Below are 25,162 nucleotides of genomic sequence, written 5' to 3' on the forward strand. Positions count from 1 at the left end.
AATGCGCAAGATTAGCACGGTGGTCGCGTGCCTGACAGTGCAGAATGCTCAATTTATTCGGGGGTGGTTGTACCCAATGAGCATTGTGAGTAGGGTCACAATTATCCGGGGCAACGGCGCCCGGCCGGTCGGTGCGCGACGGGATCACGAGTCCTGCGAGTTCCGGTCAGACGACGTCAGAAGGTGCGGACAACAGTGTTTACCGACGACGCGGGCAAAGGCGGCATTGCCGCCGGCGGGCCCGGGAACAGTGCAGAATCCAACAGGCGGTCGGGCGGGGATCTCGTCCAACTCATCACCCCCGGGGGTGAACGCGTAAGCCATCCCGAGTTCGACCCCTGGGTCCAGGACGTCACCGACGAGCAGCTTGGCGCGCTTTACGAAGACATGGTGGTCATCCGCCGGATCGATGCCGAAGCGACCGCCCTGCAGCGCCAGGGTGAACTTGCCCTCTGGCCGCCGCTGCTGGGCCAGGAGGCCTCCCAGATCGGTTCGGCGCGGGCCCTCCGTGACGACGATTTCGTTTTCCCCAGCTACCGCGACAACGGCGTGGCCTACTGCCGCGGGGTCAACCCGGAGGACATCGTCAAAGCCTGGCGGGGCAACGCCCTGGCCGGCTGGGACCCCTTTACGGTCAACGTCGCCACCCAGCAGATCATCATCGGCGCCCAGACGCTGCACGCCACCGGCTATGCGATGGGAATCCAGAACGACGGCGCCGATTCGGTCGCGGTGGCCTACTTCGGCGACGGCGCCACGAGCGAGGGAGATGTCAACGAGGCCCTGGTGTTTGCTGCCAGCTTCCAGGCCCCCGTGGTCTTCTTCTGCCAGAACAACCACTGGGCGATTTCCGAGCCGGTCCGGCTGCAGTCCCACATCCAGATCGCGGACCGTGCGGCGGGCTTCGGCATCCCCAGCATGCGGGTGGATGGCAACGACGTCCTGGCCGTGATGGCTGCGACCCGCATCGCCCTCGACCGTGCACGCCATGGCGGTGGACCGACCTTCATCGAGGCCGTCACCTACCGGATGGGTCCGCACACGACGGCGGATGATCCCACCCGCTACCGGGACGCGAACGAACTCGAGGACTGGGCCGCCAAGGACCCGATAGCGAGGCTGAAGACCCTGCTGGACCGCAAGGGACTGCTCACCGGGGAACTCGAAGCCGCCGTCGCAGCCCAAGCGGACGCCGTCGCCAAGGCACTGCGGGCCGGCACCATCAACATGCCCGATCCGCAGCCGCTGGACATCTTCAAGCACGTCTACAGCACGCCGCACGCCCCGCTGGACCGCCAGCAGGACCACTATTCCCGTTACCTGGCCTCCTTCGGCGATCCCGCGGAAGCCGCTACTGAAGAAGGTGCACGCTGATGACACAGATGACCTTTGCCCGAGCCATCAATTCGGGCCTGCGCAAGTCCCTCGAGAACGACCCCAAGGTAATCCTGATGGGGGAGGACATCGGCGCCCTCGGCGGCGTCTTCCGGGTCACCGACGGCCTGCAGAAGGACTTCGGCAAGCACCGCGTCGTGGACACCCCGCTGGCCGAGTCCGGAATTATGGGGACCGCCGTCGGCCTCGCCTACCGTGGTTACCGCCCCGTAGTGGAGATCCAGTTCGACGGTTTCATCTACCCGGCGTTCGACCAGATCGTCAGCCAGGTCGCCAAGATGCATTACCGCACCCAGGGTGCGGTCAAGATGCCCATCACCATCCGCGTGCCGTTCGGCGGCGGCATCGGCTCTCCGGAACACCACTCCGAATCACCCGAGGCCTACTTCACCCACACCTCGGGTCTGCGCGTCATCAGCGTCTCCAACCCGCAGGACGCCCACACGATGATCCAGCAGGCCATCGCCTCGGATGATCCGGTGCTCTACTTCGAACCCAAGCGCCGCTACCACGACAAGGGCGAGGTGGACGAGTCCCTTGACCTCAGTGCCGCCCTTTCGCTGGAGCAGGCCCGTGTCATCACCGAAGGCAAGGACGTGACGCTTCTTGCGTACGGCCCGCTGGTCAAGACCGCCAGGGACGCCGCGCTCGCCGCCGCCGACGAGGGCATCTCGATCGAGGTCATCGACCTGCGCTCACTCGCCCCGCTGGACTTCGCGACCCTGGAGGCCTCGGTCCGGAAGACCGGCCGGCTCGTCATCACGCATGAAGCCTCCCAGACCGGCGGCCTCGGCGCCGAGATTGCCGCCAGCATCACCGAGCGCTGCTTCTACCACCTCGAGGCGGCCCCGGTCCGGGTTACCGGCTTCGACGTCCCGTACCCGTACTCCAAGGTGGAAATGCACCACCTCCCGAGCCTGGACCGGATCCTGGACGGCGTCGACCGTGCCCTGGGACGCCCCAACTCCCTGAGCGGGCTGGAAGGATGAGCGCCACCATGATCAAGGAATTCAGGCTGCCGGACCTCGGTGAGGGTCTCACGGAATCGGAAATCGTCGCGTGGAAGGTCGCGGTGGGTGACACCGTCGCCCTCAACCAGATCATCGCAGAGGTGGAAACGGCCAAGGCCGTCGTCGAGCTTCCCTCGCCGTTCGCCGGTGTCGTCGCGGCCCTGCACGAACAGCCCGGCTCCGTAGTGGAGGTCGGAAAGCCGATCGTTTCCTTCGAGGTGGAGGGCGACGACGGCGGTCCCGGCTCGGCTGCGGGGTCCGGCCCCGGCACAGGCGGGGCTGCCGCGGACGGGGCTGCCGCCAAACGCGAACCGAACCTCGTCGGCTACGGCGCTGTCCTGGAAAGCTCCGGCCGGCCGGCCCGCCGCACCCGCAACTTCGCCACCCCAGCGGCCGCCGCGCCGGCACCGGTGGCTGCGGTGGCTCCGGTGGCCCCGGTGGCCCCGGTGACCCCGCTGGCCCCGCCGACCGCGGTGGCTCCGGCCGTTCCGGCAGCCGAGCGCATCACCACCATGCCCGCGTCCGCGCCCGCTACCGAGTCGGCGGAGCGCCCGCGATCCACGCCGCCTGTGCGCAAGCTGGCCAAGGATCTCGGCGTCGACCTCGCCTTGGTCACCGGCACCGGGGAGTTCGGGCTCATCACCCGGGACGACGTCCGCAACTTCGTCGGCGGGGGAGACCTTCCGGTCGCGTCCCGCGACCTCGCGGAAGTTTCCACTCAGGCCCCGGCACAGGGCGAGCGGGAAACCCGGGCCCCGATCAAGGGTGTGCGGAAGTTCACCGCCGCTGCCATGGTCTCCAGTGCCTTCACCGCCCCGCACGTCACGGAGTTCCTGACCATCGACGTCACCCCGACCATGGAGCTGCTGGCCCGGCTCAAGGCCAGCCGGGCGTTTGCCGGCTACAAGCTCACGCCGCTGACCATCGTCTCCAAGGCCGTGCTGATCGCGCTGAAGAACCACCCCACGCTGAACACACGGTGGGATGAGGCGAACCAGGAGATCGTCCAGTACAACTACGTGAACCTGGGCATCGCGGCAGCCACACCGCGCGGGCTGACCGTGCCGAACATCAAGGACGCCGACCGGAAGTCCCTTCTGGAGCTCTCCACGGCACTGACTGAGCTGACGGACACGGCGCGCGCGGGCAAGACCAGCCCGGCGGAGCTCTCCGGGGGAACAATCTCCATCACCAACATCGGCGTCTTCGGCATCGACGCGGGGACGCCCATCCTCAACCCGGGCGAGGCCGCCATCCTTGCCCTGGGTGCGGTGCGGAAGATGCCCTGGGAGTACAAGGACGAGGTGGCGCTCCGCCAGGTCATGACGCTCAGCCTGTCCTTTGACCACCGACTGGTCGACGGCGAGCAGGGCTCACGATTCCTGCAGGACCTCGGCGCCATCCTGTCCGATCCGGGCATGGCCCTCGCCATGGTCTAAGGGACCCTGAACGCACGGCTGCCGGCTGCCTCTTTCTGAAAGGGCGGCCGGCAGTTTTTGTGTGCCCCGGGGTTCTGTCCGGTTGTTGGGCCTGCAGGGGTTGCGTGGTCTCTCCGGGCAGCGTCCGTCCGGGGGCACTTTGGGTCCGGAATTGCCTATTGGCGCCATTCTCGACGGCGTGTCCGTGTCAATGTGCCCCCTGAGCGCTCAGGCCCGCGGGCCCGCGGGTCCAGACCGGGATTGCGGGGCGCCCGGTCCCAGGGGGCACCGTGGGTGCCGGGTACCCGGGCCGGGTGCCGGGTGCCGGGTGCGTGCCCGGGGGCGTGGCTGTGGACCCTATTCGCGGGGGCCAGAGTTCTTAACCCGGGCGGCAACTGTTGGCGGGTTGTCTCCGTCCGGGGGCACTTTGGGTCCGGAATTGCCTATTGGCGCCATTCCCGACGGCGTGTCCGTGTCAATGTGCCCCCTGAGCGCCCAAGGGCCCGCGGGTCCAGGCCGGGATTGCGGGGCGCCCGGTCCTCAGGGGGCGCCGTGGGTGCCGGGTGCCGGGTGCCGGGTGCCCGGGCCAGGGGGCTTGGGTGCCGGGTGCCTTGGGCGCCGGCTGCGTGCCCGGGGGCGTGCCTCTGGACCCTCTTCGCGCGGGTCAGAGTTCTTAACACAGGCGGCAACTGTTGGCGGGTTGTCTCCGTCCGGGGGCGCTTTGGGTCCGGAATTTCCCTCTCGCGCCATTCCCGACGGCCCGTCCGTGTCAATGTGCCCCCGGAGCGCTGGGCCTGGGATGTGCCCCCTGAGCGCCCAAGGGCCCGCGGGTTCGGCCGGTATGGCAGCCGGCCGGCCCCCGGTTGCCCGGGGATGAGCCAGTCCAGGGGAGCAACTGCCGTGGGCGGTGGGTCAGCTGAGTGGGGCGGCGGGGGCCATCAGTGCTGCGAGGGCCATGCTCTGCAGCAGCGGCCGGGCCCGCCTCACCGTGATCCGCCGCCCGTGGCTGCGCACCGAGTGCGGGGTGGAGTTGATCAGGCCGAAGGTGGCGTGAGCGCGCATCCGGAGTTCGGCCGCCTCCGTGTCCGGGTGCAGCCCGGCCAGGACATCAACCCAGAGCTCCACGTAGTTCCTCTGCAGCGTGCGGACCTCGGTCTGGTCGTCGTCGGCGAGGTTGCTGAAATCCTGGTCCTGGACGCGGATGACGTCGGGGTTGCTGAGCGCGAAGTCCACGTGGAACTCGACCAGCCCGCGCAGGGCGACGCCGGCGCCGTCGGACGCTGCGATCACCTGCCGGCCGCCGTCGAGCAGGTCCTGGCTGACGCTCAGCAGCAGGGCGCCGAGGACTGCCTGCTTACCGACGAAATGACGGTAGACCGCCGGGCCGCTGACTCCGGCGGCAGCGCCAAGGTCCTCAAGGGAAACGCGGTTGAACCCGTCGGCGGCGAACAACACGGCCGCCGCGGACAACAGCGCCTGGCGGCGGCTCTCCTTGGCCCGGCTGCGCTGGGTCGCAAAGACCGGGGCCGCGGGAGGGTGCGTGCCGGTCTGGGCCGCCTCGCTGGGTTCAGTCACCGGCACATCCCTCGTTTCAAAATATCTGCCCCTGTGTTGGACATCACAGTTAATAGAGACTAACCTAAAACTCAGTTATGCGGTACTAACCGAAGTGGCTGGAACGGCCGCACTACAGGTCCCCAGCATGAAGGCCGAGAACGGAAGCAGTCAATGGAGACAATCGCCAGCCAGGTGGACGCGACGAGCGCCGCCTTCGCCGCGAACCGCGAGGCCCAGCTGGGACTGGCCCGGGAGCTGAAGGAACGCCTCGCCACAACAGCCCTCGGCGGTCCGGAAAAGTCCCGGGAACGCCATGTCGCCCGCGGCAAGCTCCTGCCCCGCGAGCGTATCGACCAGCTCCTGGACGAGGGCAGCCCGTTCCTGGAAATCGCACCGCTCGCGGCCGACGGCATGTACAACGACGACTCGCCCGGCGCCGGCGTGATTGCCGGGATCGGCCTGGTGCACGGCCGCCAGGTCCTGGTCATCTCCAACGACGCCACGGTCAAGGGCGGCACCTACTACCCGATGACGGTGAAGAAGCACCTCCGGGCACAGGAAATCGCCCTGGAGAACAAGCTGCCCTGCATCTACCTGGTGGACTCGGGCGGGGCGTTCCTGCCCAAACAGGACGAGGTCTTCCCGGACAAGGAGCACTTCGGCCGGATCTTCTTCAACCAGGCCAAGATGTCCGCGGCACGGATCCCGCAGATCGCCTCCGTGATGGGCTCCTGCACGGCCGGCGGCGCCTACGTCCCGGCGATGAGCGACGAAACCGTGATTGTCCGCAACCAGGGCACCATCTTCCTGGGCGGACCGCCGCTGGTGAAGGCCGCGATCGGTGAGATCGTCACGGCCGAGGAACTCGGTGGCGGCGATGTGCACGCCAAGATCTCCGGTGTCACCGACCACCTGGCCGAAAACGATGAGCATGCCCTCCAGATCGTCCGGGACATCGTCTCCACGCTGCCCCGCCCGGCCGCCCCCGTCTGGGAGATCGACACCGTCGTCGAGCCCCTGGCGGACCCGGCGGAGCTCTACGGCGCCGTCCCCACCGACGTGAACGCCCAGTACGACGTCCGCGAGGTCATCGCCCGTCTGGTGGACGGCAGCCGCTTCCACGAGTTCAAGAAGAACTACGGCACCACCCTGGTCACCGGCTTCGCCAAACTGCACGGCCACCCGGTCGGCATCGTGGCCAACAACGGTGTGCTGTTCAGCGAATCCTCACTCAAGGGCGCGCACTTCATCGAACTCTGCGACCAGCGCGGCATCCCGCTGATCTTCCTGCAGAACCTCTCCGGCTTTATGGTCGGCAAGGACTACGAGCAGGGCGGTATCGCCAAGAACGGCGCCAAGATGGTCACCGCCGTTGCGACCGCCCGGGTGCCCAAGCTGACCGTCGTGATCGGCGGTTCCTTCGGCGCGGGCAACTACTCCATGTGCGGCCGGGCCTACTCGCCGCGATTCCTCTGGATGTGGCCGGCATCCCGCATCTCGGTGATGGGCGGCAACCAGGCCTCCAGCGTGCTCGCGACCGTCAAGCGGGACCAGTACGAGGCCCGCGGCGAGGAATGGTCCGCCGCGGACGAGGAAGCGTTCAAGGCCCCGATCAAAGCCCAATACGAGGACCAGGGCAGCCCGTACTACTCCACCGCCCGCCTCTGGGACGACGGCGTGATTGACCCCGCGGAGACCCGCACCGTCCTGGGACTGGCGCTCGACGTCGTCTCCCGCACCCCGCTGCCGGAGACCTCCTTCGGCCTTTTCCGGATGTGAGCCAGCAGTGACTCTTTCTTCAATACCCCAGCAGCCGGCGCACGCGACCGCCCAGGCCGTCACACCCGAGGCCACCGAACCGCTCTTCGGAACCGTGCTCGTCGCCAACCGCGGCGAGATCGCCTGCCGCGTGATCCGCACCCTGCGCGCCCTCGGCATCCGCTCGGTCGCCGTCTACTCGGACGCCGACGCCGGAGCCCGGCACGTGCGCGAGGCCGACGTCGCCGTGCGGATCGGCCCGGCAGCCGCGGCCGCGAGCTATCTCAAAATCGAAGCGATCATCCAGGCCTGCCGCGACACCGGGGCCGACGCCGTGCACCCCGGCTACGGCTTCCTCAGCGAGAACGTCGACTTCGCCCGCGCGCTGGAAACGGCCGGCATCACGTTCATCGGCCCCAGCGTCGAGTCCCTCAATGTCATGGGGGACAAGATCCGCTCCAAGAACCACGTCATCGGCTACGGCGTGCCCGTGGTTCCGGGCATCGCCGAAGCCGGGATGACGGACGCGCAGCTGATCGAGGCCGCGGCCGGCGTCGGGTTCCCGCTGCTGATCAAGCCCTCCGCCGGCGGCGGCGGGAAAGGCATGCACGTCGTCGAACGGCCCGAGGACCTCGAGGCGACGCTGGCGACCGCCCGCCGGGTCGCGGCCAGCGCCTTCGGCGACGACACCCTGTTCCTGGAACGCCTCGTCCTGACCCCGCGGCACATCGAGGTCCAGGTCCTCGCAGACAACCACGGCAACGTCATCCACCTCGGGGAACGCGAATGCTCACTGCAGCGCCGGCACCAGAAGGTCATCGAGGAAGCGCCGTCCCCGCTGCTGGAATCCCTGCCCGACGGCGCCAGCGTCCGCGCCCGGATCGGCGAGGCCGCATGCAACGCCGCCCGCAGCGTCAACTACAGCGGCGCCGGCACGGTGGAATTCCTCGTCTCCGACAACGCCCCGGACGAGTTCTTCTTTATGGAGATGAACACCCGCCTGCAGGTCGAGCACCCGGTCACCGAGATGGTCACCGGCGTCGACCTGGTCGAATGGCAGGTACGGATCGCCGCCGGCGAGGAACTGACCGTCCGCCAGGACGACGTCGTCCTCCGCGGCCACTCCGTCGAGGCGCGGGTCTACGCCGAGGTCCCGGAACGCAATTTCATGCCCTCCACCGGACATGTCCTCCTGCTGGACGAACTGCCCGGCCCCGCACCACGGCCCAGCGCCCCCGAACGGACCGAGGCCGTGGCCGGCCAGGGCCGCGTCCGGGTGGACTCGGCCCTGGTGGAGGGCCTTGAGATCTCGTCGAGCTATGACCCGATGATCTCCAAAGTCATTGCGTGGGGAGAGGACCGCACCGCAGCCCTGGACACGCTGGACGGAGCGCTCGCCGGGTACACCGCCCTGGGCGTGGACACCAACGTCGAATACCTCCGTCTGCTGATCAACGACGCCGACGTCCGGGCCGGCCGGCTGGACACCGGCCTGATCGAACGGAAGATGCCGGACTTCGGCTTCCGGCGTGTGGACGACTTCGAATTGGTGGCCGCCGCTGTGTACGCCCTGGCCATGGAGGAGCAAAACACCGCCGCCGCCGACGGTCCCTGGCGGCGGCGGGACGGCTGGCGTCTTGGCACACAGGCACCACGCCGGATCAGCCTGGGAACACCCGACGGCGGCGTCGCCTCGGTGTACGTTCACGGCAGCGCAACGTCGGCCGAAGTGACCGTGGCGGTCGGCGACGGCCCGCAACGTACGGCGTCCCTGCAGATCCGTCGGCGCAACGACATGGTCCTGACCCTGGACGGTGCGGCCCGGGCCTACCGGCTTGCGCCCGTGTACACCGGACCCGTCACCCCGAGCTGGGACAATCCGACGCCCGGAGTGCCCACCGAACTGTTCCTCGGCAACGAGGGCTGGTCCTGCAAGCTCGAGGTGCTCACCCGCGAGACCCGGCTGGCCCGGGTGCTGGCCGCCGTCGAACGCGAGGAGGGCGCCGCCGACCCGGCAGTGCGCTCGCCGATGCCCGGCACCGTGGTCTCCGTCGCCGTCAGCAACGGCGACACCGTGGAGGCCGGCCAGGTGCTGCTCTCCGTGGAGGCGATGAAGATGGAGCACCAGTTGGTGGCCCCCCTCGACGGGACGGTGCACATCAGCATCAGCTCCGGAGACCTCGTGAAGGCGGACCAGGTCCTCGCCACGGTCCACCCCGCCGTCCCGGCCGAGCCGTCGAAGGCCGAGGACACCATCGAAGAAGCCGTCATTGCCATGGGTGCGGCCGAGTAACACCCAGCAGCGCCAGCACTATTTCACCGAACAGCAGCACAGACAAAGGAGTCATCATGCCGGATTTTGAACTCAGCGAGGATTACCAGGACCTCAGCAACACCGTCCGCGAATTCGCCGACGAAGTGGTGGCCCCGGTCTCCGCCAAGCACGACGAGGAACACAGCTTCCCCTACGAGGTCGTCTCCCAGATGGCCGACATGGGCCTGTTCGGCCTGCCGTTCCCGGAGGAATTCGGCGGAATGGGCGGCGACTACTTCGCCCTGGCCCTCGCCCTGGAACAGCTCGGCCGGGTGGACCAGTCCGTCGCCATCACGCTGGAGGCCGGCGTCTCGCTCGGCGCGATGCCGATCCACCGCTTCGGCAACGCCGCCCAGAAGGAGCAATGGCTGCCGCTTCTGGCCTCCGGCAAGGCGCTCGCCGGCTTCGGCCTGACCGAACCGGAAGCCGGCTCCGACGCCGGCGGCACCAAAACCACTGCGAAGCTGGAAGGCGACGGAGACGCAAAAAACTGGGTCATCAACGGCAACAAGGAGTTCATCACCAACTCCGGCACCGACATCACCCGCCTCGTCACCGTCACCGCGGTGACCGGCCAGACGGAACGGCCCGACGGCAGCATCAAGAAGGAAATCTCCACCATCCTGGTGCCGACGAACACACCCGGCTTCACGGCCGAGAAGGCCTACAACAAGGTCGGCTGGAATGCCTCGGACACCCATCCGCTGACGCTCGACAACGTCCACGTCCCCGAGGCGAACCTGCTCGGCGCCCAGGGCCGCGGCTACGCCAACTTCCTCTCCATCCTCGACGAGGGCCGGATCGCGATCGCGGCGCTTGCGGTGGGCGCGGCCCAGGGCTGCGTGGACCAGTCGGTGAAATACGCCAAGGAGCGCAGCGCGTTCGGGCAGAACATCGGCAAGTACCAGGCCATCGCGTTCAAGATCGCCCGGATGGAAGCCCGCGCCCACACCGCCCGCCTGGCCTACTACGACGCGGCCGCCCGGATGCTCGCCGGAAAGCCGTTCAAGACGCAGGCGGCCATCGCTAAGATGGTCGCAGGCGAGGCAGCCATGGACAACGCGCGGGACGCCACCCAGGTGTTCGGCGGCTATGGCTTCATCAACGAATTCACCGTGGCACGGCACTACCGCGACTCCAAGATCCTTGAAGTCGGCGAGGGCACCACGGAGGTTCAGCTGATGCTGATCGCCCGCGAACTGGGGCTCTAACCGCCCGCTGGCCGCAACCGTCGAACGAAGGATCAACGATGATTAACAAAGTTGTTGCCAGCGCCGCCGAGGCCGTCGCGGACATCCACGACGGCGCCTCGCTCGCCGTCGGCGGTTTCGGCCTCTGCGGCATTCCGGTGGCCCTGATCGATGCCTTGCACCAGAGCGGCGCCACGAACCTGGAGACCGTCAGCAACAACTGCGGCGTCGACGACTGGGGACTCGGGATTCTGCTCCGGGACGGACGGATCCGCCGCACGGTCAGCTCATACGTGGGGGAGAACAAGGAATTCGCCCGGCAGTACCTCGCCGGGGAGCTCGAAGTGGTCCTCACCCCGCAGGGCACCCTCGCCGAGAAGCTGCGCGCCGGCGGCGCCGGCATCCCGGCGTTCTATACCCCGGCCGGCGTCGGCACCCAGGTGTCCGACGGCGGCCTGCCGCAGAAGTACGACGCCGACGGCAGCATCGCGATCGCCTCCGCCGCGAAGGAGGTGCGCAGCTTCAACGGCGCGGACTACGTCCTTGAGGAATCGCTGACCCCCGACTTCGGCCTGGTCCATGCCTGGAAGGGCGACCGCCACGGCAACCTCGTCTTCCACGCCACCGCGATGAACTTCAACCCGCTCTGCGCCATGGCCGGAAGGATCACCATCGCCGAGGTCGAGGAACTCGTGGAACCGGGGGAACTGGACCCTGAACACGTCCACATTCCGGGTATCTTCGTCCAGCGAGTGGTGCTAGCCCCGGACGCCGAGAAGCGGATCGAAAAGCGCACGGTGGCACTCGCCCCGGCGCCCGACGCCGGCACTGAAGTTCCCGGCCGATCGGCCCCAGCCACAGCAACAAATGAGTCAGGAGCCTAGGCCATGGAATCCAACAGCCTGCAGGGTGCGCCGCCGCGTCCCGAAGCGGTCCGCCATGAATACCGGCCGGCCGCCGTCGAGCACCCGGCCGGTGTTGAGAGCAAAGGCTGGACGCGCAACGAACTGGCTGCGCGGGTGGCGAAGGAACTCCGCAACGGGCAGTACGTCAACCTCGGAATCGGCATGCCCACCCTGATCCCCAACTACATTCCCGCCGGCGTCGAGGTGGTCCTGCATTCGGAGAACGGCATCCTCGGCGTCGGGCCGTACCCGGGGGAGGACCAGGTCGATCCGGACCTGATCAACGCCGGGAAGGAAACCGTGACGGTCAACAAGGGCGCGGCGTTCTTCGACTCCGCCGCGTCCTTTGGCATGATCCGCGGCGGGCACGTGGACGTGGCCGTGCTCGGCGCGATGGAGGTGGCCCGGAACGGTGACCTGGCCAACTGGATGATCCCGGGCAAGATGGTCAAAGGCATGGGCGGCGCCATGGACCTGGTGTTCGGCGCCAAAAAGGTGATTGTGATGATGGAGCACGTGGACCGGAACGGCAGGCCCAAGATCGTGGAACAGTGCACCTTGCCCCTGACCGGGAAGGCCTGCGTGGACCGGATCATCACCGACCTTGCGGTCATCGACGTCGTGTCCGAAGGCGGACAGTCCCGGCTGGTGCTGCGCGAACTCGCCCCCAACGTGACGGTCGAGGACGTGGCCGCAGCCACCGGCGCCGAACTTTTCGAGGAAGACCAGGAACTGACCGTATGACGTCGACACCCCAGCACATGGCCGAAGCCGGTGTCATTGAACCCCGTGTCATCGAACAGCGCGGGCTCTACTTCGATGAGCTCGAGGAGGACGTGGTCTACGCGCACCGGCCCGGCCGGACCGTCACCGAGGCGGACAACGTCCTCTTCACCACCATGACCATGAACACCCAGGCACTGCACCTGGACGCTGCCTGGAGCGCCGGACAGCCGTTCGGCCAGCGCCTGGTGAACTCGATGTTCACCCTGGCCACGGTGGTGGGGCAGTCCGTTCCGCAGCTGACCCAGGGCACCATCATCGCCCAGCTGGGTCTGACCGATGTGTCCTTCCCGCACCCGATGTACCACGGCGACACGCTCTACACGGAGACCGTGGTGACCGGGAAGCGGCTTTCCTCCTCCCGCCCCGGCCAGGGGATTGTCACCATGAAGCACACCGGCCGGAACCAAAACGGCGACGTCGTCGCCCTGGCCACCCGCAGCTGCCTGATGTGGTCCCGGGATGCGCACGCAGCCGCGCAGCCGGCAAACCAGACCCAGAAAGAACGCGCACAAAAAGGCAGAATAGAGACATGAGCTTCCTGATGGGTCCCGCCCTGCTGTTTTGCCCCGCCGACCGCCCCGAGCGCTACCAGAAAGCGGCCGAGCGCTCCGACGCCGTGATCGTGGATCTGGAGGACGCTGTCGCGCCGGCGGACAAGCAGCGCGCCCGCGGCGCCATCCTCGCCCAGCTCGGCGCCACCGGGGACGTCCCCGCACTAGACCCGAGCCGCACCATCATCCGGATCAACCCGGCCGGCACGGACGAGTTCGAGAAGGACCTGCACTGCCTCAAGCACACGCCGTACCGCCACGTGATGCTCGCCAAGGCCGAAAGCGCCGCCCAGCTCAAGGAGCTTGAGGGCTACAGCGTGATCGCACTGTGCGAAACGGCGCTGGGGATCATGAACGCCGCCGCGATCGCGGCCGAACCCAACGTGGTGGGGCTGATGTGGGGCGCCGAGGACCTGATCGCCTCGCTCGGCGGGACCTCCAGCAGGACCGACGACGGCGCCTACCGCGCGGTTGCGTTGCACGCCCGTTCGACCGTGCTGCTGGCCGCCCGTGCCCTGGGCAAGGAAGCCATCGACGCGGTCTACGTCAACATCCCGGATCTGGCGGGTCTCGCCGTCGAGTCGAGTGACGCCGCCGCCTCGGGTTTCAATTCCAAGGCCTGCATCCATCCGAACCAGGTGTCCGTGGTCCGGGCCGCCTACGCGCCGACCGAGTCCGAGGTCGAGGCAGCCACCCAGCTGCTGGCCGCCGCCGCCGCGGCAGGCTCGGGCGTGTTCCAGCACCAGGGCAAGATGATCGACGGTCCCATCCTCAAGCACGCCGAATCCACGCTCCGCCGCGCGGTGCCCTAGCCCCGGGAGGCTTCCGGAGCGCTCCGTGGAGAGATCGTCCTCGTCCGTTCGTCACGAATGGCCGCTTGCGCGGGTCTGATGTTCGCCGATTCGTCAGGAATGGCCGCTTTGGCGGGTCCTATAGTGGCCATCTGCGTCGAATGGAGATCTCATGGCGATCAACCAGGTCCTGGGCTCCTCCGCGACGAATGGGCATGCTCCGGCTGCCCGCTCAGACTGGACATGCTCAGCGCTTCCACAAGTACCTGTTTTCCGGCCGCCCGGCAGCACCGTAGCGGGGCGTGAGCCGGGCGAAGCCGTGGATGACCAGATATTCGAGATAGCGCCGGGCGCTGACCCGCGAGAGTCCGAGCTGAAGTGCCATCCCGGCCGCCGAGACGTCCTCCTGGCTTGACTTGAGCGCCTCGATGACGGCGTCCAGGGTGGGCCGGGACAGCCCCTTCGGCAGCCTGGCGGGGGGCCCCGGCAGAGACCCTGCCGCCGGCACGGCCGCCGCATCCGCCGCGGCGGCACGGCGGGTGGGGGCCACGAGACGGTCGATGCTGTCCTGGTCCAGCGGCCCGGCAGCGCCGCCCGCAGCGAGTTCCTGGCGAAAGAGCAGGTACTCGTCGAGCCGTTCGTTCAGGGCCCGGGACGTGAAGGGCTTCACCAGGTAGTGCAGCACCCCGCCGGCCAGGGCGCCGCGAACGGTTTCCAGCTCCCGTGACGCCGTGATGACCAGGACATCCAGGGCCTGCTGGCGGCCACGGAGCTGCCGGAGCACGTAGAGGCCGGACATGTCCGGAAGGTGGATGTCCAGCAGGACCAGGTCGGGCTGCAATTCCGCCGCCAGGTCGAGGCCCTGCTGCCCGGTGTGCGCCAGGCTCACGACGTCGAAGCCGCCGCGGGCCAGCAGGAACCCGTGGTGGATCCCGGCCACGGCCACGTCATCGTCAATGATGAGGGTGCGTATGGAGCTCATTGCTTCTGTAATTCCGCCTCTTTTGTCTTCAGGTTTACGGTAAAGCTGGCTCCGCCCAGCGCGGAGGACGACGAAACCGACGCCGCGCCGCCCCGGCGCCGGGCAACCCGCTGGACCAACGCCAGCCCGAAGCCCCGGGTATTGATGCCTTCAGCCAGTTTGGTGGTGACGCCGGCCTCGAAGACTACCGCCCGCTCCGGCTCGGGCACGCCGGGCCCATCGTCTTCAACCGTGATCGTGCGCTCGCCGTCGGGAGTTTCATCAAGCCGGACCGCAATGGTGCTGTCGAAGCCCGCGGCGTCCACCGCGTTGTCGATCAGGTTTCCCAGGACCGTGATCACGTCGCCGGTCCCGTCCTGCGTGCACACGGAATCCGGGTTCACCAGGATCTCGACGCCGCGCTCGGCGCAGACCGTGGATTTGGCAATCAGCAGCGCGCGGACGTCGTGGTCGGTGATTCCTGCGGCCAGCGGGCGGTTGACGAAGGCGGCGTCGCTGTGGCTGCGGCCCAGATACTCCACGGCCTTGGCCTGCTCACCGAGCTCCAGGAGACCCGAAATCACATGCAGTTTGTTGGCAAATTCATGGGCCTGGGCCCGCAGCGCCTGGGTCACGTCCAGGGCGCCGTCGCGGTCGCGGAGAATCGTGTGGAGCTCGGTGCGGTCGCGAAGAATAAGGACCTTGCCCACCTCCCGGCCGTCCACCGTCGCGGTGTTGACTTTGCCGAGCAGGATCCGTTCGCCGGAGAGCACCAGTTCCTCGGTGGCCGAGCCGGCGGCAAGCATCCGCAGGATTCCGGGTTCCAGGCATTCGGCTGCGGGTTGTCCGGTGATCTCCTCGCCCACACCGAGCAGCCGGCGGGCTTCGTCGTTGACCAGCGCCACCTTCCCCTCGGCGTCGACGGCGACGAGCCCCTCGCCCAGGCCATGGAGCATGGCGTCGCGGGTCTCCAGCAGGGCCGCGATGTCCTCCGGTTCCAGCTTGTAGATCCGCCGCCAGACGAGCTTGGAAATGTACATCGCGCCCAGCGATCCCAGCAGGGCGGCGCCGAGGAGCCACCCGAACAATTGCGGAAGGTCCTCGTAGAGATCCTGCGCCAGGGTGCTTTCCAGCACTCCCACCGAGGCCGAGCCGATCACGGAGCCGGCGCTGTCAAAGATGGGAACCTTGACCCGCCAGGACTCACCCAGGGTTCCCGTCTGGGTACCGACGTAGATCTCGCCGGACAGCGGCACCGAAGGATCGGTGGACACGGGCCGGCCGATCTCCGCAGGGTTCGGGTGGGACTGACGGACACCGGTCCGGTCCGTCACCACTACGTAGGTGACATTCGAGGCCTGCCGGATGACTTCGGCAATCGGCTGGATGGTCAGGGCCGGTTGCGGTGTCCCGAAGGCATTCACCACGGAGGGCAACCGGGCCACACTTTCTGCGACCCCGATCAGCCGCCCCTTGTACGCATCCCGGAGCTGCTGCTCCTGCATCCGGATGGTCACGGCCCCCACCGCGGTCAGGACAGCCAGCACGATGCCGAGCTGCAGCGCGACCAGCTGGAAGCGTAGGGGGATCCTGTGAACCATGTCACAAGTTTCCCATCCCGCCAGCTGCCCCCCGGCCAATCCGGGGCTCAGGGCCGTGACCAATATGACCACTACTACCTCTACGGCCAAATTCTGGTCCCCGCCCCGGGCGGCTCCTAGTCTCTGGGAAGTGATTCCGATGACGTGCGTCACATTCATACAAGGAGAAACCATGACCTCCCCCTCCAATTTCACCCGGTCCAGCTTCACCCGCCGGGCTGCGCTCGCAGCCGGGGCGGCCGGCGTTGTGCTCGCCATGTCGGCCTGTGCCGGCGGTACCAGCGGCGCAGCCGCCGGCCAGAGCTCGGCCGCGGAGCCGATCAAGAAGCTGAGCATCATTGTTCCGGCCAACCCGGGCGGCGGCTGGGACCAGACGGGCCGGGCCATGCAGCAGGACCTGCAGTCCAACAAAATCGTCACCTCCGCCCAGGTCAGCAACATCGGCGGCGGTGGCGGCACGAACGGCCTGGCCAAGCTCGCCACCGAAAAGGACGCCAACACACTGATGGTGATGGGCTACGTCATGGTGGGCGCGGTGGAAACCAACGCGGCGAAGACGCGGCTGGAGGACACTACGCCCATTGCGCGCCTCACCGAGGAGCCGCTGGTCCTGGTGGTCCCGGCGTCATCCAAGTACCAGTCCGTGAAGGACCTTGTCGATGACATCAAGGCCAACGGCAAGGGCGTGGCGATCACCGGCGGTTCAGCGGGCGGTGCGGACCACATCCTGGCCGGCCAGATCCTGAAGTCCCAGGGCGTCGAGTCCGACAAGCTGAACTACATCGGATACTCCGGCGGCGGCGAATCGATCGCGGCCCTGCTCGGCAACAAGGTCCAGGCCGGCATCTCCGGCGTGGGGGAGTACGCCGAGCAGGTCAAGGCGGGCAAGGTCCGGGCGCTCGCCGTCTCCGGCACGTCTGAGGCCCCGGCACTGCCGGGCGTCAAGCCGCTCAAGGACCAGGGCGTCGACGTCGTGCTGACCAACTGGCGCGGCGTTGTCGCACCGGGTTCCATCGACGACGCGCAGAAGGCGAAGCTGACCGAGGTTGTCACCAAGCTGCACGCCTCCGAAGCCTGGAAGGCCACCCTGGCCAAGAACAACTGGGACGACGCCTTTCTCGCCGGCGACGGTTTCAAGACCTTCCTCACGGAGGACATCGCCAAGGTCAAGACCACGCTGACCGAGATTGGCCTGGTCAAGTAACAATGTCCGTTCACGTCAGCACGCCCGCCAAACGGCCCACGGGGGAGATTCTCTTCGCCCTGGTGTTCGTGAGCGTGGGCGCCGTGGGCCTCCTGGCGGCGGGGTCGATTCCGATCCCGCCTTCGGAGACCGGCATCGGCCCGCGCGCCTTCCCCTACATCGTGTGCACCATGCTGGTGCTCGTGGGCGCGGGGATCGTCGCCCAGGTCTTCCGCGGCAAGGTGGGCCAGGCGGAGGACAGCGAAGACCTCGACGTCACGGCCAAGACCGACTGGGTGGCCCTCGCGAAACTCGTGGGCTTCGTGGTGCTCCACATCTTCCTGATCGAACCGGCCGGCTGGCCTGTTGCCGCGGCCGTGCTGTTCAGCGGAGCGGCGTGGTCCCTGGAGGCCAAGCCGCTGTGGAAGGCGGTCATCATTTCGGTCATGCTGGCGCTCGTGCTGCAATACGTCTTCGGTGGGCTGCTGGGCGTATCCCTGCCGCCGGGCCCGCTGCTTGAGGGGGTCCCGTTCTTCAATGGATAGCTTTCTGATGCTCATGGATGGCTTCTCGACGGCGCTCCAGCCGGTCTACCTGCTGTACGCCCTGGGCGGCGTCTTCGTCGGCACCGCCGTCGGCGTGCTGCCCGGGATCGGTCCGGCGATGACCGTCGCGCTGCTGATGCCCATCACCTACGCGCTGGATCCCGCGGCCGCCCTGATCGTGTTCGCCGGCATCTACTACGGCGGCATGTACGGCGGCTCCACCACCTCCATCCTGCTCAACACCCCGGGCGAGTCATCATCGATCGTCACGGCGCTCGAGGGAAACAAGATGGCCAAGGCCGGCCGGGGCGCAGCAGCACTGGCGACCGCGGCGATCGGCTCGTTCGTCGCCGGCACCATCGCGACGGTGCTGCTGACCTTCCTGGCGCCGGTCGTCGCCGAACTGGCCGTGGGCCTGGGGCCCGTGGACTACGTGGCCCTGATGATCGTGGCGTTCCTCACCGTCGGGGCCCTGCTGGGCGCCTCCGTGCTGCGCGGCCTCGCGTCCTTGGCGCTGGGCCTGTTCATTGGGATGATCGGCATCGATGACAGCACGGCGCAACAGCGTTTCACCTTCGACAACCCCACGCTGGTCGACGGCGTCGACATGGTCCTTGTCGCCGTGGGCCTCTTCGCCCTTGGAGAGGCCCTGTACGTGGCCTCGAAGCTGCGGCACGGGCCGGTCGAGGTCATTCCGGTCAGCAAGGGAAAGAACGCCTGGCTCTCCAAGGAGGACTGGAAGCGGTCCTGGAAGCCGTGGCTGCGGGGCACCTTCATCGGCTTCCCGATCGGCACCGTGCCGGCGGGTGGCGCGGACGTTTCCACCTTCCTGTCCTACGCCGCGGAACGGAAACTGGCCAAGGGCCCAAACAAGGCACAGTTTGGCAAGGGCGCCATCGAGGGCGTGGCCGGTCCGGAAGCGGCGAACAACGCCGCTGCCGCCGGCGTCCTGGTCCCGCTGCTGACGCTCGGAATTCCGACGACGGCGACCGCGGCCATGATGCTCACCGCGTTCCAGCGCTACCAGATCCAGCCCGGACCGCTGCTCTTCGAAAACCAGGGTGCGCTCGTGTGGACCCTGATCGCCTCGCTGTACGTCGGCAACCTGATGCTGCTGGTGCTGAACCTGCCGCTGGTCGGCCTGTGGGTGAAGATCCTGCAGATCCCGCGGCCCTACCTGTACGCGGGCATCCTGGTCTTCGCGGCACTGGGCGCCTTCTCGGTGAACTTCGCCGCGGCCGACGTCGGAATCCTGCTGGTGGTGGGCATCCTCGGCTACTTCATGCGCCGCTACGGCTATCCCGTGGCACCTATGGTGGTGGCGATGATCCTCGGACCGATGTTCGAAGTGCAGCTGCGGCGCTCGCTGCAGCTCTCCCAGAACGATCCCACGGCCCTGTTTTCCTCGCCCTTCGCCGTGGTCGTGTACGTCTCCATGGCGCTGATCTTTGTGGGCTCCTGGTGGCTTCGCCGCCGCCAGGCCTCGCTGGAGGCTGTGCCGCTGAAGGACGGGGTGTCCGTGTAGGCCTGTGAGTCTGGGCTTCGACGGCCCGTTGGCATAAATGGCCGGAATGGTGTTTGCCATTCCGGCCATTTTCGTTCATACGGCTGCCCGGACAGTGCCCCGGACACCGGGACTGGCATCTCAGTCGCCGGGCGGCAGGGACAGTGGCGGGATGGACTCGTGCAGCGGGATCCGGGTCCAGCGCTGGCCCGTGGCACGGAACTCCGCCCGGGTCGCGAACCGGTAGAAATAGCTGCGGGCCCGCACCCAGTGCGGCCGGGCGCCGTCGAAGGGGTCATACCGCAGCAGGCGCAGGGTAGGGCGGTCGGCCTCCAGCAGCTTGGCCAGGAAGGCGTAGAACCATTGCTCGTGCACGGTGCGCAGCGGCAGGAACCACATCAGCCAGTCCAGGCGCAGGTGGTAGGGCGCCCACTGCCGCGGGATCCGGCGGACGTCGCCGGGTTTGCCGCGGAAGCCGTATTCGCGCCAGTCAGCAGAGTCATCGGGATCGGAGTCGAGGGTTCCTTCGACTGCGATTTCGATCCGCTGCTTGGTGACCGTGCCGAACGCGCCGTAGGTGTTCCCCAGCTGCCAGCGGTTGAAGCCGGCGTTCATGAGCTGGTAGTGGGAGAACAGATTCGCGATCGGCCGGTAGCTGAGCACCATGAGCAGCACCGTGGCGAGCAGTACCACCACGAGCCACGCCACCGGCGCCTGGCTGCCCGCCGCGGCACCTGCGGCGCCGGCCCCTGTGCCTGCGAGGGCCGGGTGCCAGTCGAGCGGGATGGCCGGAATGACGGCGTGTGCCATCGGGTCACTGACGGCGGCGAAGGCGAGCAGGATCGCCATCCAGTTCAGCCAGGCGAAGTTCCCGGTCGCTACCAGCCAGAGCTGCGTGAAGATGATGATCCCCGCGGCCGCACTGGCCAACGGCTGCGGGGCGAACAGGAAGAACGGAACCACGAGTTGGGCGAAGTGGTTGCCCAGGACTTCCATCCGGTGCCACGCCTTCGGCAGCAGGTGCGCCTGCCGGCTAAGCGGCCCGGGCATCGGCTGGGTCTCGTGGTGGTAGTACAGGGCTGTCAGGTCACGCCACTCCCGGCCGCCGCGGATCTTGATCATGCCGGCGCCAAACTCCAGGCGGAACACCAGCCAGGCCAGCAGGATCAGGATGGTCCGCGGCGGGGGAGTCTGGTCGGAACCGAGGAAGGCCACAATGAACCCGGCCTCGAGCAACAGCATCTCCCAGCCGAAGCCGTAGAAGGTTTGCCCCACATTGACGATCGACATGTACAGCAACCACAGCGCCAGAAACGCCAGCAGGGGTACCCACGGCGGGCCAAGCTGCGGAAGGCCCGCAACGATGGTCGCCGCAATTCCCATCCCGGCCCAACAGACGGCCCGGAACAACCGGTCCGAGTAGCGCCAGCTGAACAGGGTGGGCTTGCGGAACCGGCCGGAGCGTGCCAGAAAATCCGGCACCGGCAACAACCCGCGCTCGCCGAGCAGGGCCGGGAACTGGTTTAGTGACGAAAGGAAGGCCACGAAGTACATCGTGGCGATGCCGCGCTGCAGCACCTGCCGGGCGAACTCGTACTCCGGCGCGTCAAACCAGGCCGTCCACTCCACGTTCCCCACGTTACGCCCGCGGGCCGGGGCGTCAATAAGCGGCGGACAGGCTGGGTTGCTGCCACCAACGGGCGGGGTGCGCTTACGGTTTCATTCTGATTCTTGACGTCCACGCTGACCCGTCCCAGTAACGGAAAGGAGCCACTTCCTCCGGGTCCGGGTAAAAACCGGGCAGAAGTGCCCCGGCTCTGGACTGGGCTGATGCTGGCTCGCTGGCGGAGGGCAGCGTGTCTTCATCGAAAGAAAGATCGATCACGGCCGCCTGCAGGGCCGGCTTCGGGGCCGTCCGGTGGGCCAGCAGCCGCTCCCGTTCGGCCGCTTTTTCTGCCCGGACTCTTTCCGCCTCGGCGCGCTTCTCTTCCTTGGCGCGCTCGGCTTGCTCGCGCTTCAGTTCCGCAGCGCGTACTTTCTCCCGGGCCGCGTCGGACTTCTCTTGTTCAACTTCCTGTTGCCGGTGCAGGATCCGGGTCAGGGCCTCCCGGAGACCGGGGACGCTGGCGTCTTCCGCGAGGATTTTCTCAAGGTCTGCCGTTGCGCGCGCGAACGCTCCCTCGGCGAGGCTGATCTCGGAACGGAGAGCCAAAGCCTGAAACCGCACGCCTGTCCCATACTTCTTGCCCGTCGTCAGCGACTTGATGCATTCCTTGGCAGCGACGAGTTCACCGAGTGCCAGATGTGACTTGGCCCGGAAGATGGCCAGCATGGCAGTGATTTCGGAATCAATGCCAACGCCGTTCGTAAGCCGGAGAACCTCGTCCCAGTCCTGCAGGTCGATGTAAAGGTCAGCAAGACTCAACAATGCAGGATGGCTCGGGTCCAAGGCCTCGACGTAGTACACAGCCGCTTGCGTCTGGCCCTGGATCTGCAGGCCTTCGGCAAGCGCCAGGGTCGTGGCATCGTGCGAGAGGGGCAACTCGACGGCGACGCCGCCAGCGATGCCGAGCGTCAGCCGGTAGCCAGCGAGATACTTTTGCGTGAACGCGTGCGATTCTAACCCTCCGCCAAGGGAGAGCGCAGCCCGGAGGTAGTCCACTGCCCGGTCCGTCCGTCCGTGGATGAGGTGCCGCAGACCGAGCAGAACGTTTCCCAGCTTTGCGTATTGCGGGTGTGCCAGTACGGCCTCATCGAGGCTCAGGGCCTCAGGCTGGGAGACAAAGGTGAAAAGGGCCTTTTCCTCCTTCGGCGCAAACATCCCTGGACGGGCCGGCGCCATTGCCGGGGCCGGCGTCCTGACCGGCGCAGGCCTGGACGAGGCCGGGGCCTTTCTCGCTGCAACCTTGCGTCCACCCACATAGGTGCTTACTCCGCCGGTGGAGACCCGTACACGCACCCCCGGCATCACCTTGAACGATGTGCTTTTCTTGAAACCCACTATTCCCCCTTGGACATCGACATACTGCGCCGGAACTCGGACGCTTCGGCTTCTTCCCTGAATTCGAGTGTTGTTGCTCCAACAATTCTTCGCACGGCTTCACGCACCTCGTGAGGGGTGGCGTAGAAAAACTCCCTGCGTAGGTTGACCCGGTTGACGCGCCGTTCTTCGAATTCCCGGTGCAATTGCCCCTCCAAACCGGCGGCGTCGTCACTAAAGAAGAGGACATGAACGTCGTAAAGGAACGGGACTCCCGCGCCGCTTAGTTCACGGATTCGCTCCGTTGGTTCAAGGCGCCGCGTCATGCCAATTTTCACGATCTGGTCGCCGAATGCCCCGAGATTCGAAATGACATAGACGTAGCCGGCCCTGGCGTTGGCTTCCCGGTTTTCGATGTCGCGAAGGTTGAGTTCGGCTTGTTCGAGCCGAGCCTGCATTGTGGCGATGGCCGAGGCGTCCCCGCTGTTAATCGCTATCTGCAGAGCCGCTTCGTATTGATCGCGTTCCTTCTCGAATTTTTCCCGGGCTTTTTGGAGCTCACGTTCAACTTTTTCCTGCTCACGGAGATCCTCGCGAAGTGCCCTCTGGGTCTCCCGCTCTTCAGCGACCTTCAAGTGATGGTCCGCGGTGAGCCGGATTTCAGCGAGACGGAGTTCGTGGAATTCATCCGTGATCTGAATGGCCATGCTTCGACCAAGTTTCTGAATCGAGTCCTTGGCCCGTGTCAGCCTTGAGATGGTCGGCTCAAGGTTGTGGCTGCGGACCGTCCGGATGCAATTGTCGGCTTCTGCGTTGTACGCGCGGAGCATGAGCCGGCATTGTTCTCGGACCATCCGGGCGCCATCCTGCAGGCTGCCGTTCACTGCCCAGTTGGCGGCCCCGGTCACGCCACGCTCCTTCGCCGTTTCTTTAACCTTGGTGCGCAACAGGTCGAGGCGCTCCCTGTACTGGATTGCGTCGTCCAGCGGATGCGCAAACTCGTAGATGCCGAGATCCTGAAACAGCTTGATCTCCCGTGTCTCGACAATCATTGATTCAAGCTCCCTGAGCACCGCTTCTTTTTCCCGGATCCGGTGCTCCAGATCGTGAAGTTCCTTGATGCGGTGCTGGTCGGGAGCCGCGGGCAAGTGTCCCGGCGTGGGGTCGGGCGGAGCCTCCCCGCCCAGGGACACACCGTGTTCACCGAGGAATGATTCGAGACCACCAGTCCACCCCTGCGATACGCTGCGGACCTTCCAATCACCGTTTCTGCGGTAGATCTCGCCCATTACAGCCACGTTTTCACGGGACAGGTCTGAGGCGGGGACTTCGACGGACACTCCTGACGGTGATTTGATTATCAGACGCAGGTCTCCCAGTTGGCCAAGGACCTGATCCGAAGAATCCAGGCTGGCTGCTATCGCGATTCGCTGGACAATTTCAGGGATTCGGGACAGCGAAATGGTGGCTGAGTGTTCCTGGATGCCGGTTCGTGCGGATTTCCTGCCGATGTATTCAACTGCCCCGTCGAGATACTGCGGCTGATTGTAGAAAACGAGTGCATCGTTAGAAGGAACTTTTCCGTCAGAATCGACCATGATCAGGAACAGGTCCACATCAGAATTCGAACTGGAAGACTGCCATTGGAGATCGACCGACAGTCTTTCGCCGTTGCGTGTCGGCAGAGTCGAATTTCCACCCTTGGCCAAGATTGAGTGCGGCATTCACCGACCATATAACAACGCACTGACAACTTCTCGCGGGAGTCGCGAGCCGCAATGCCACGCCGGTGCGTTGATCTAAGCCGGCCGGGGCAGCGCCATGAAATCGTTCGGCTCCAGGACGCAGCTAGTGTCCAGGCTTCCGCGCAGCGGGAACCACCCCGGCACCTGGCCAAAGTTGAATACGCGGACCAGATGGTAGACGTCGGCGCGGTCCCTGGACACTTTCAGTTCGTTGCGGCTGACGAAGAACGGCGTTTCGGCCCGCGACCTCGTGGTCTTCACCTCGATCAGCCGCTCCTGGCCGGTCTCCTCGAAGGACAAGATATCGAAGCCGTGCCCGTCTCCATCGGTCAGGCTGACGTGGTCAATCCGAGCCGCGAGCTTGCTCTTGCCCGCCTTCACGAGGCGCCGGTACTCCAGATCCGCCACAGCGAGTTCGCCGGCCAGCCCGAGGGCACGGTTTCGAGCTTCAATCGCGGCGTAGTCGGGGCGTGCCACCCGGGCCGGGGAGGTCGTCGAATGCTCGGGGAAAATGATGGACGGCGTGCTGGCGCTGGTGAAATCCAGAACCCCATCAACGGCCAGATCGGGGGCCCGCAGGGCCTCGGCCAGAATGAGCTCGACCAGCGACGGGCTGGAGGACAACTGACGCTGCACTTCCGGGACCAGCGACTGCTGGTAGTTGTGCGCGGGCTGATAGCCCCGGATAGGTCGGAGCCCCAGTTTCATCAGCACTGCCGAGATGTTCTGGTGTTTGAATTCAATGGCCGACTCGGACCGTTTCGAGAGCAGCGGCAGGAGCGCTTGCCTGAATTGGCTCTTCACATACGGCTTGCCGGAAACCTCGCGCCGCAGCATCTCCAGATAGCTCTCCACCGTGGCCGCCACTTCGGCATTCGACCACGCCGTCAGTTTTTCGGCCAAAGCCGCCCCCAGTCTTCGATTTCCCGCTTTCGGCCCAGGCTACAACAACGGGCACTCGCTGCCCT

20 protein-coding genes are annotated in these 25,162 nt (G+C 66.7%); 13 read left to right on the top strand and 7 right to left on the bottom strand.

Translation table 11 applies throughout. From position 1 onward, the window contains the following. Positions 1–195: 195 nt before the first annotated feature. From pdhA to AC50YM_RS09410, 3 genes are read left to right on the top strand one after another with little or no spacing between them, the layout of a single operon-like run. On the top strand, positions 196–1,374 hold the full coding sequence (gene pdhA, locus AC50YM_RS09400; protein ID WP_494956680.1) for a pyruvate dehydrogenase (acetyl-transferring) E1 component subunit alpha: 1,179 nt from the start codon (positions 196–198) through the stop codon (positions 1,372–1,374). Continuing rightward, entirely contained in the window at positions 1,374–2,384 is a 1,011-nt protein-coding gene (locus tag AC50YM_RS09405; protein ID WP_494956681.1) for an alpha-ketoacid dehydrogenase subunit beta, read from the top strand. Before pdhA ends, AC50YM_RS09405 begins: the two co-directional genes overlap by 1 nt. Beyond that, entirely contained in the window at positions 2,381–3,844 is a 1,464-nt protein-coding gene (locus AC50YM_RS09410; protein WP_494956682.1) for a dihydrolipoamide acetyltransferase family protein, read from the top strand. The genes AC50YM_RS09405 and AC50YM_RS09410 overlap by 4 nt, the downstream gene beginning before the upstream one ends. A gap of 891 nt (positions 3,845–4,735) precedes the next feature. Here the strand turns inward: AC50YM_RS09410 and AC50YM_RS09415 are convergent. After that, positions 4,736–5,398, bottom strand: a complete 663-nt coding sequence (locus AC50YM_RS09415; protein ID WP_494956683.1) for an SACE_7040 family transcriptional regulator — start codon at positions 5,396–5,398, stop codon at positions 4,736–4,738. A 153-nt stretch (positions 5,399–5,551) separates the two neighbouring features. Here AC50YM_RS09415 and AC50YM_RS09420 point away from each other — a divergent pair, with 153 nt between their 5' ends. The 7 genes from AC50YM_RS09420 to AC50YM_RS09450 are packed head-to-tail and all read left to right on the top strand — an operon-like array spanning position 5,552 to position 13,696. Beyond that, positions 5,552–7,159: a carboxyl transferase domain-containing protein gene (locus AC50YM_RS09420; protein WP_494956684.1), complete on the top strand. Its 1,608-nt coding sequence runs from the start codon at positions 5,552–5,554 to the stop codon at positions 7,157–7,159. 7 nt (positions 7,160–7,166) lie between these two features. Continuing rightward, the gene (locus AC50YM_RS09425; protein WP_494956685.1) at positions 7,167–9,431 is read left to right on the top strand and encodes an acetyl/propionyl/methylcrotonyl-CoA carboxylase subunit alpha; all 2,265 of its coding nucleotides are present in this window, start codon (positions 7,167–7,169) and stop codon (positions 9,429–9,431) included. A 56-nt stretch (positions 9,432–9,487) separates the two neighbouring features. Continuing rightward, entirely contained in the window at positions 9,488–10,663 is a 1,176-nt protein-coding gene (locus AC50YM_RS09430) for an acyl-CoA dehydrogenase family protein (protein WP_494956686.1), read from the top strand. 38 nt (positions 10,664–10,701) lie between these two features. Then, positions 10,702–11,526: a CoA transferase subunit A gene (locus AC50YM_RS09435; RefSeq protein WP_494956687.1), complete on the top strand. Its 825-nt coding sequence runs from the start codon at positions 10,702–10,704 to the stop codon at positions 11,524–11,526. A gap of 3 nt (positions 11,527–11,529) precedes the next feature. Continuing rightward, positions 11,530–12,291 carry a CoA transferase subunit B gene (locus AC50YM_RS09440; RefSeq protein ID WP_494956688.1) on the top strand — a complete coding sequence of 254 codons (762 nt, stop codon included), beginning with the start codon at positions 11,530–11,532 and terminating at the stop codon, positions 12,289–12,291. Then, complete coding sequence (locus AC50YM_RS09445) at positions 12,288–12,866, top strand: MaoC family dehydratase (RefSeq protein ID WP_494956689.1); 579 nt, start codon at positions 12,288–12,290, stop codon at positions 12,864–12,866. Before AC50YM_RS09440 ends, AC50YM_RS09445 begins: the two co-directional genes overlap by 4 nt. Beyond that, positions 12,863–13,696 carry an HpcH/HpaI aldolase/citrate lyase family protein gene (locus AC50YM_RS09450; protein ID WP_494956690.1) on the top strand — a complete coding sequence of 278 codons (834 nt, stop codon included), beginning with the start codon at positions 12,863–12,865 and terminating at the stop codon, positions 13,694–13,696. Before AC50YM_RS09445 ends, AC50YM_RS09450 begins: the two co-directional genes overlap by 4 nt. 226 nt (positions 13,697–13,922) lie before the next feature. Here AC50YM_RS09450 and AC50YM_RS09455 read toward each other — a convergent pair whose 3' ends face one another. Then, positions 13,923–14,657, bottom strand: coding sequence for a response regulator (locus AC50YM_RS09455; RefSeq protein WP_494956691.1), 735 nt, complete (start codon positions 14,655–14,657; stop codon positions 13,923–13,925). Beyond that, the gene (locus tag AC50YM_RS09460) at positions 14,654–16,237 is read right to left on the bottom strand and encodes an ATP-binding protein (protein WP_494956692.1); all 1,584 of its coding nucleotides are present in this window, start codon (positions 16,235–16,237) and stop codon (positions 14,654–14,656) included. The genes AC50YM_RS09455 and AC50YM_RS09460 overlap by 4 nt, the downstream gene beginning before the upstream one ends. Before the next feature lie 172 nt (positions 16,238–16,409). On the opposite strand from AC50YM_RS09460, the gene AC50YM_RS09465 reads away from it, so the two are divergent. The 3 genes from AC50YM_RS09465 to AC50YM_RS09475 are packed head-to-tail and all read left to right on the top strand — an operon-like array spanning position 16,410 to position 19,490. After that, on the top strand, positions 16,410–17,441 hold the full coding sequence (locus tag AC50YM_RS09465) for a Bug family tripartite tricarboxylate transporter substrate binding protein (protein ID WP_494956693.1): 1,032 nt from the start codon (positions 16,410–16,412) through the stop codon (positions 17,439–17,441). Between the two features lie 2 nt (positions 17,442–17,443). Beyond that, positions 17,444–17,965, top strand: coding sequence for a tripartite tricarboxylate transporter TctB family protein (locus tag AC50YM_RS09470; protein ID WP_494956694.1), 522 nt, complete (start codon positions 17,444–17,446; stop codon positions 17,963–17,965). Further along, on the top strand, positions 17,958–19,490 hold the full coding sequence (locus AC50YM_RS09475) for a tripartite tricarboxylate transporter permease (RefSeq protein ID WP_494956695.1): 1,533 nt from the start codon (positions 17,958–17,960) through the stop codon (positions 19,488–19,490). The genes AC50YM_RS09470 and AC50YM_RS09475 overlap by 8 nt, the downstream gene beginning before the upstream one ends. Before the next feature lie 120 nt (positions 19,491–19,610). Here the strand turns inward: AC50YM_RS09475 and AC50YM_RS09480 are convergent, their stop codons facing one another. The 4 genes from AC50YM_RS09480 to AC50YM_RS09495 all read right to left on the bottom strand — a co-directional run bounded on the left by AC50YM_RS09480 (position 19,611) and on the right by AC50YM_RS09495 (position 25,097). Beyond that, positions 19,611–21,098 (bottom strand): lipase maturation factor family protein, encoded by a 1,488-nt coding sequence (locus AC50YM_RS09480; RefSeq protein WP_494956696.1) that lies wholly within the window; start codon positions 21,096–21,098, stop codon positions 19,611–19,613. Between the two features lie 82 nt (positions 21,099–21,180). Beyond that, positions 21,181–22,131, bottom strand: a complete 951-nt coding sequence (locus AC50YM_RS09485) for a DUF2510 domain-containing protein (protein WP_494956697.1) — start codon at positions 22,129–22,131, stop codon at positions 21,181–21,183. Between the two features lie 338 nt (positions 22,132–22,469). Then, positions 22,470–24,173: an SNIPE associated domain-containing protein gene (locus AC50YM_RS09490; protein ID WP_494956698.1), complete on the bottom strand. Its 1,704-nt coding sequence runs from the start codon at positions 24,171–24,173 to the stop codon at positions 22,470–22,472. Positions 24,174–24,248: 75 nt separating this feature from the next. Then, positions 24,249–25,097, bottom strand: a complete 849-nt coding sequence (locus AC50YM_RS09495; RefSeq protein ID WP_494956699.1) for a protein NO VEIN domain-containing protein — start codon at positions 25,095–25,097, stop codon at positions 24,249–24,251. Positions 25,098–25,162 lie beyond the last annotated feature (65 nt).

This window comes from Pseudarthrobacter sp. RHLT1-30-1 (assembly GCF_059383415.1).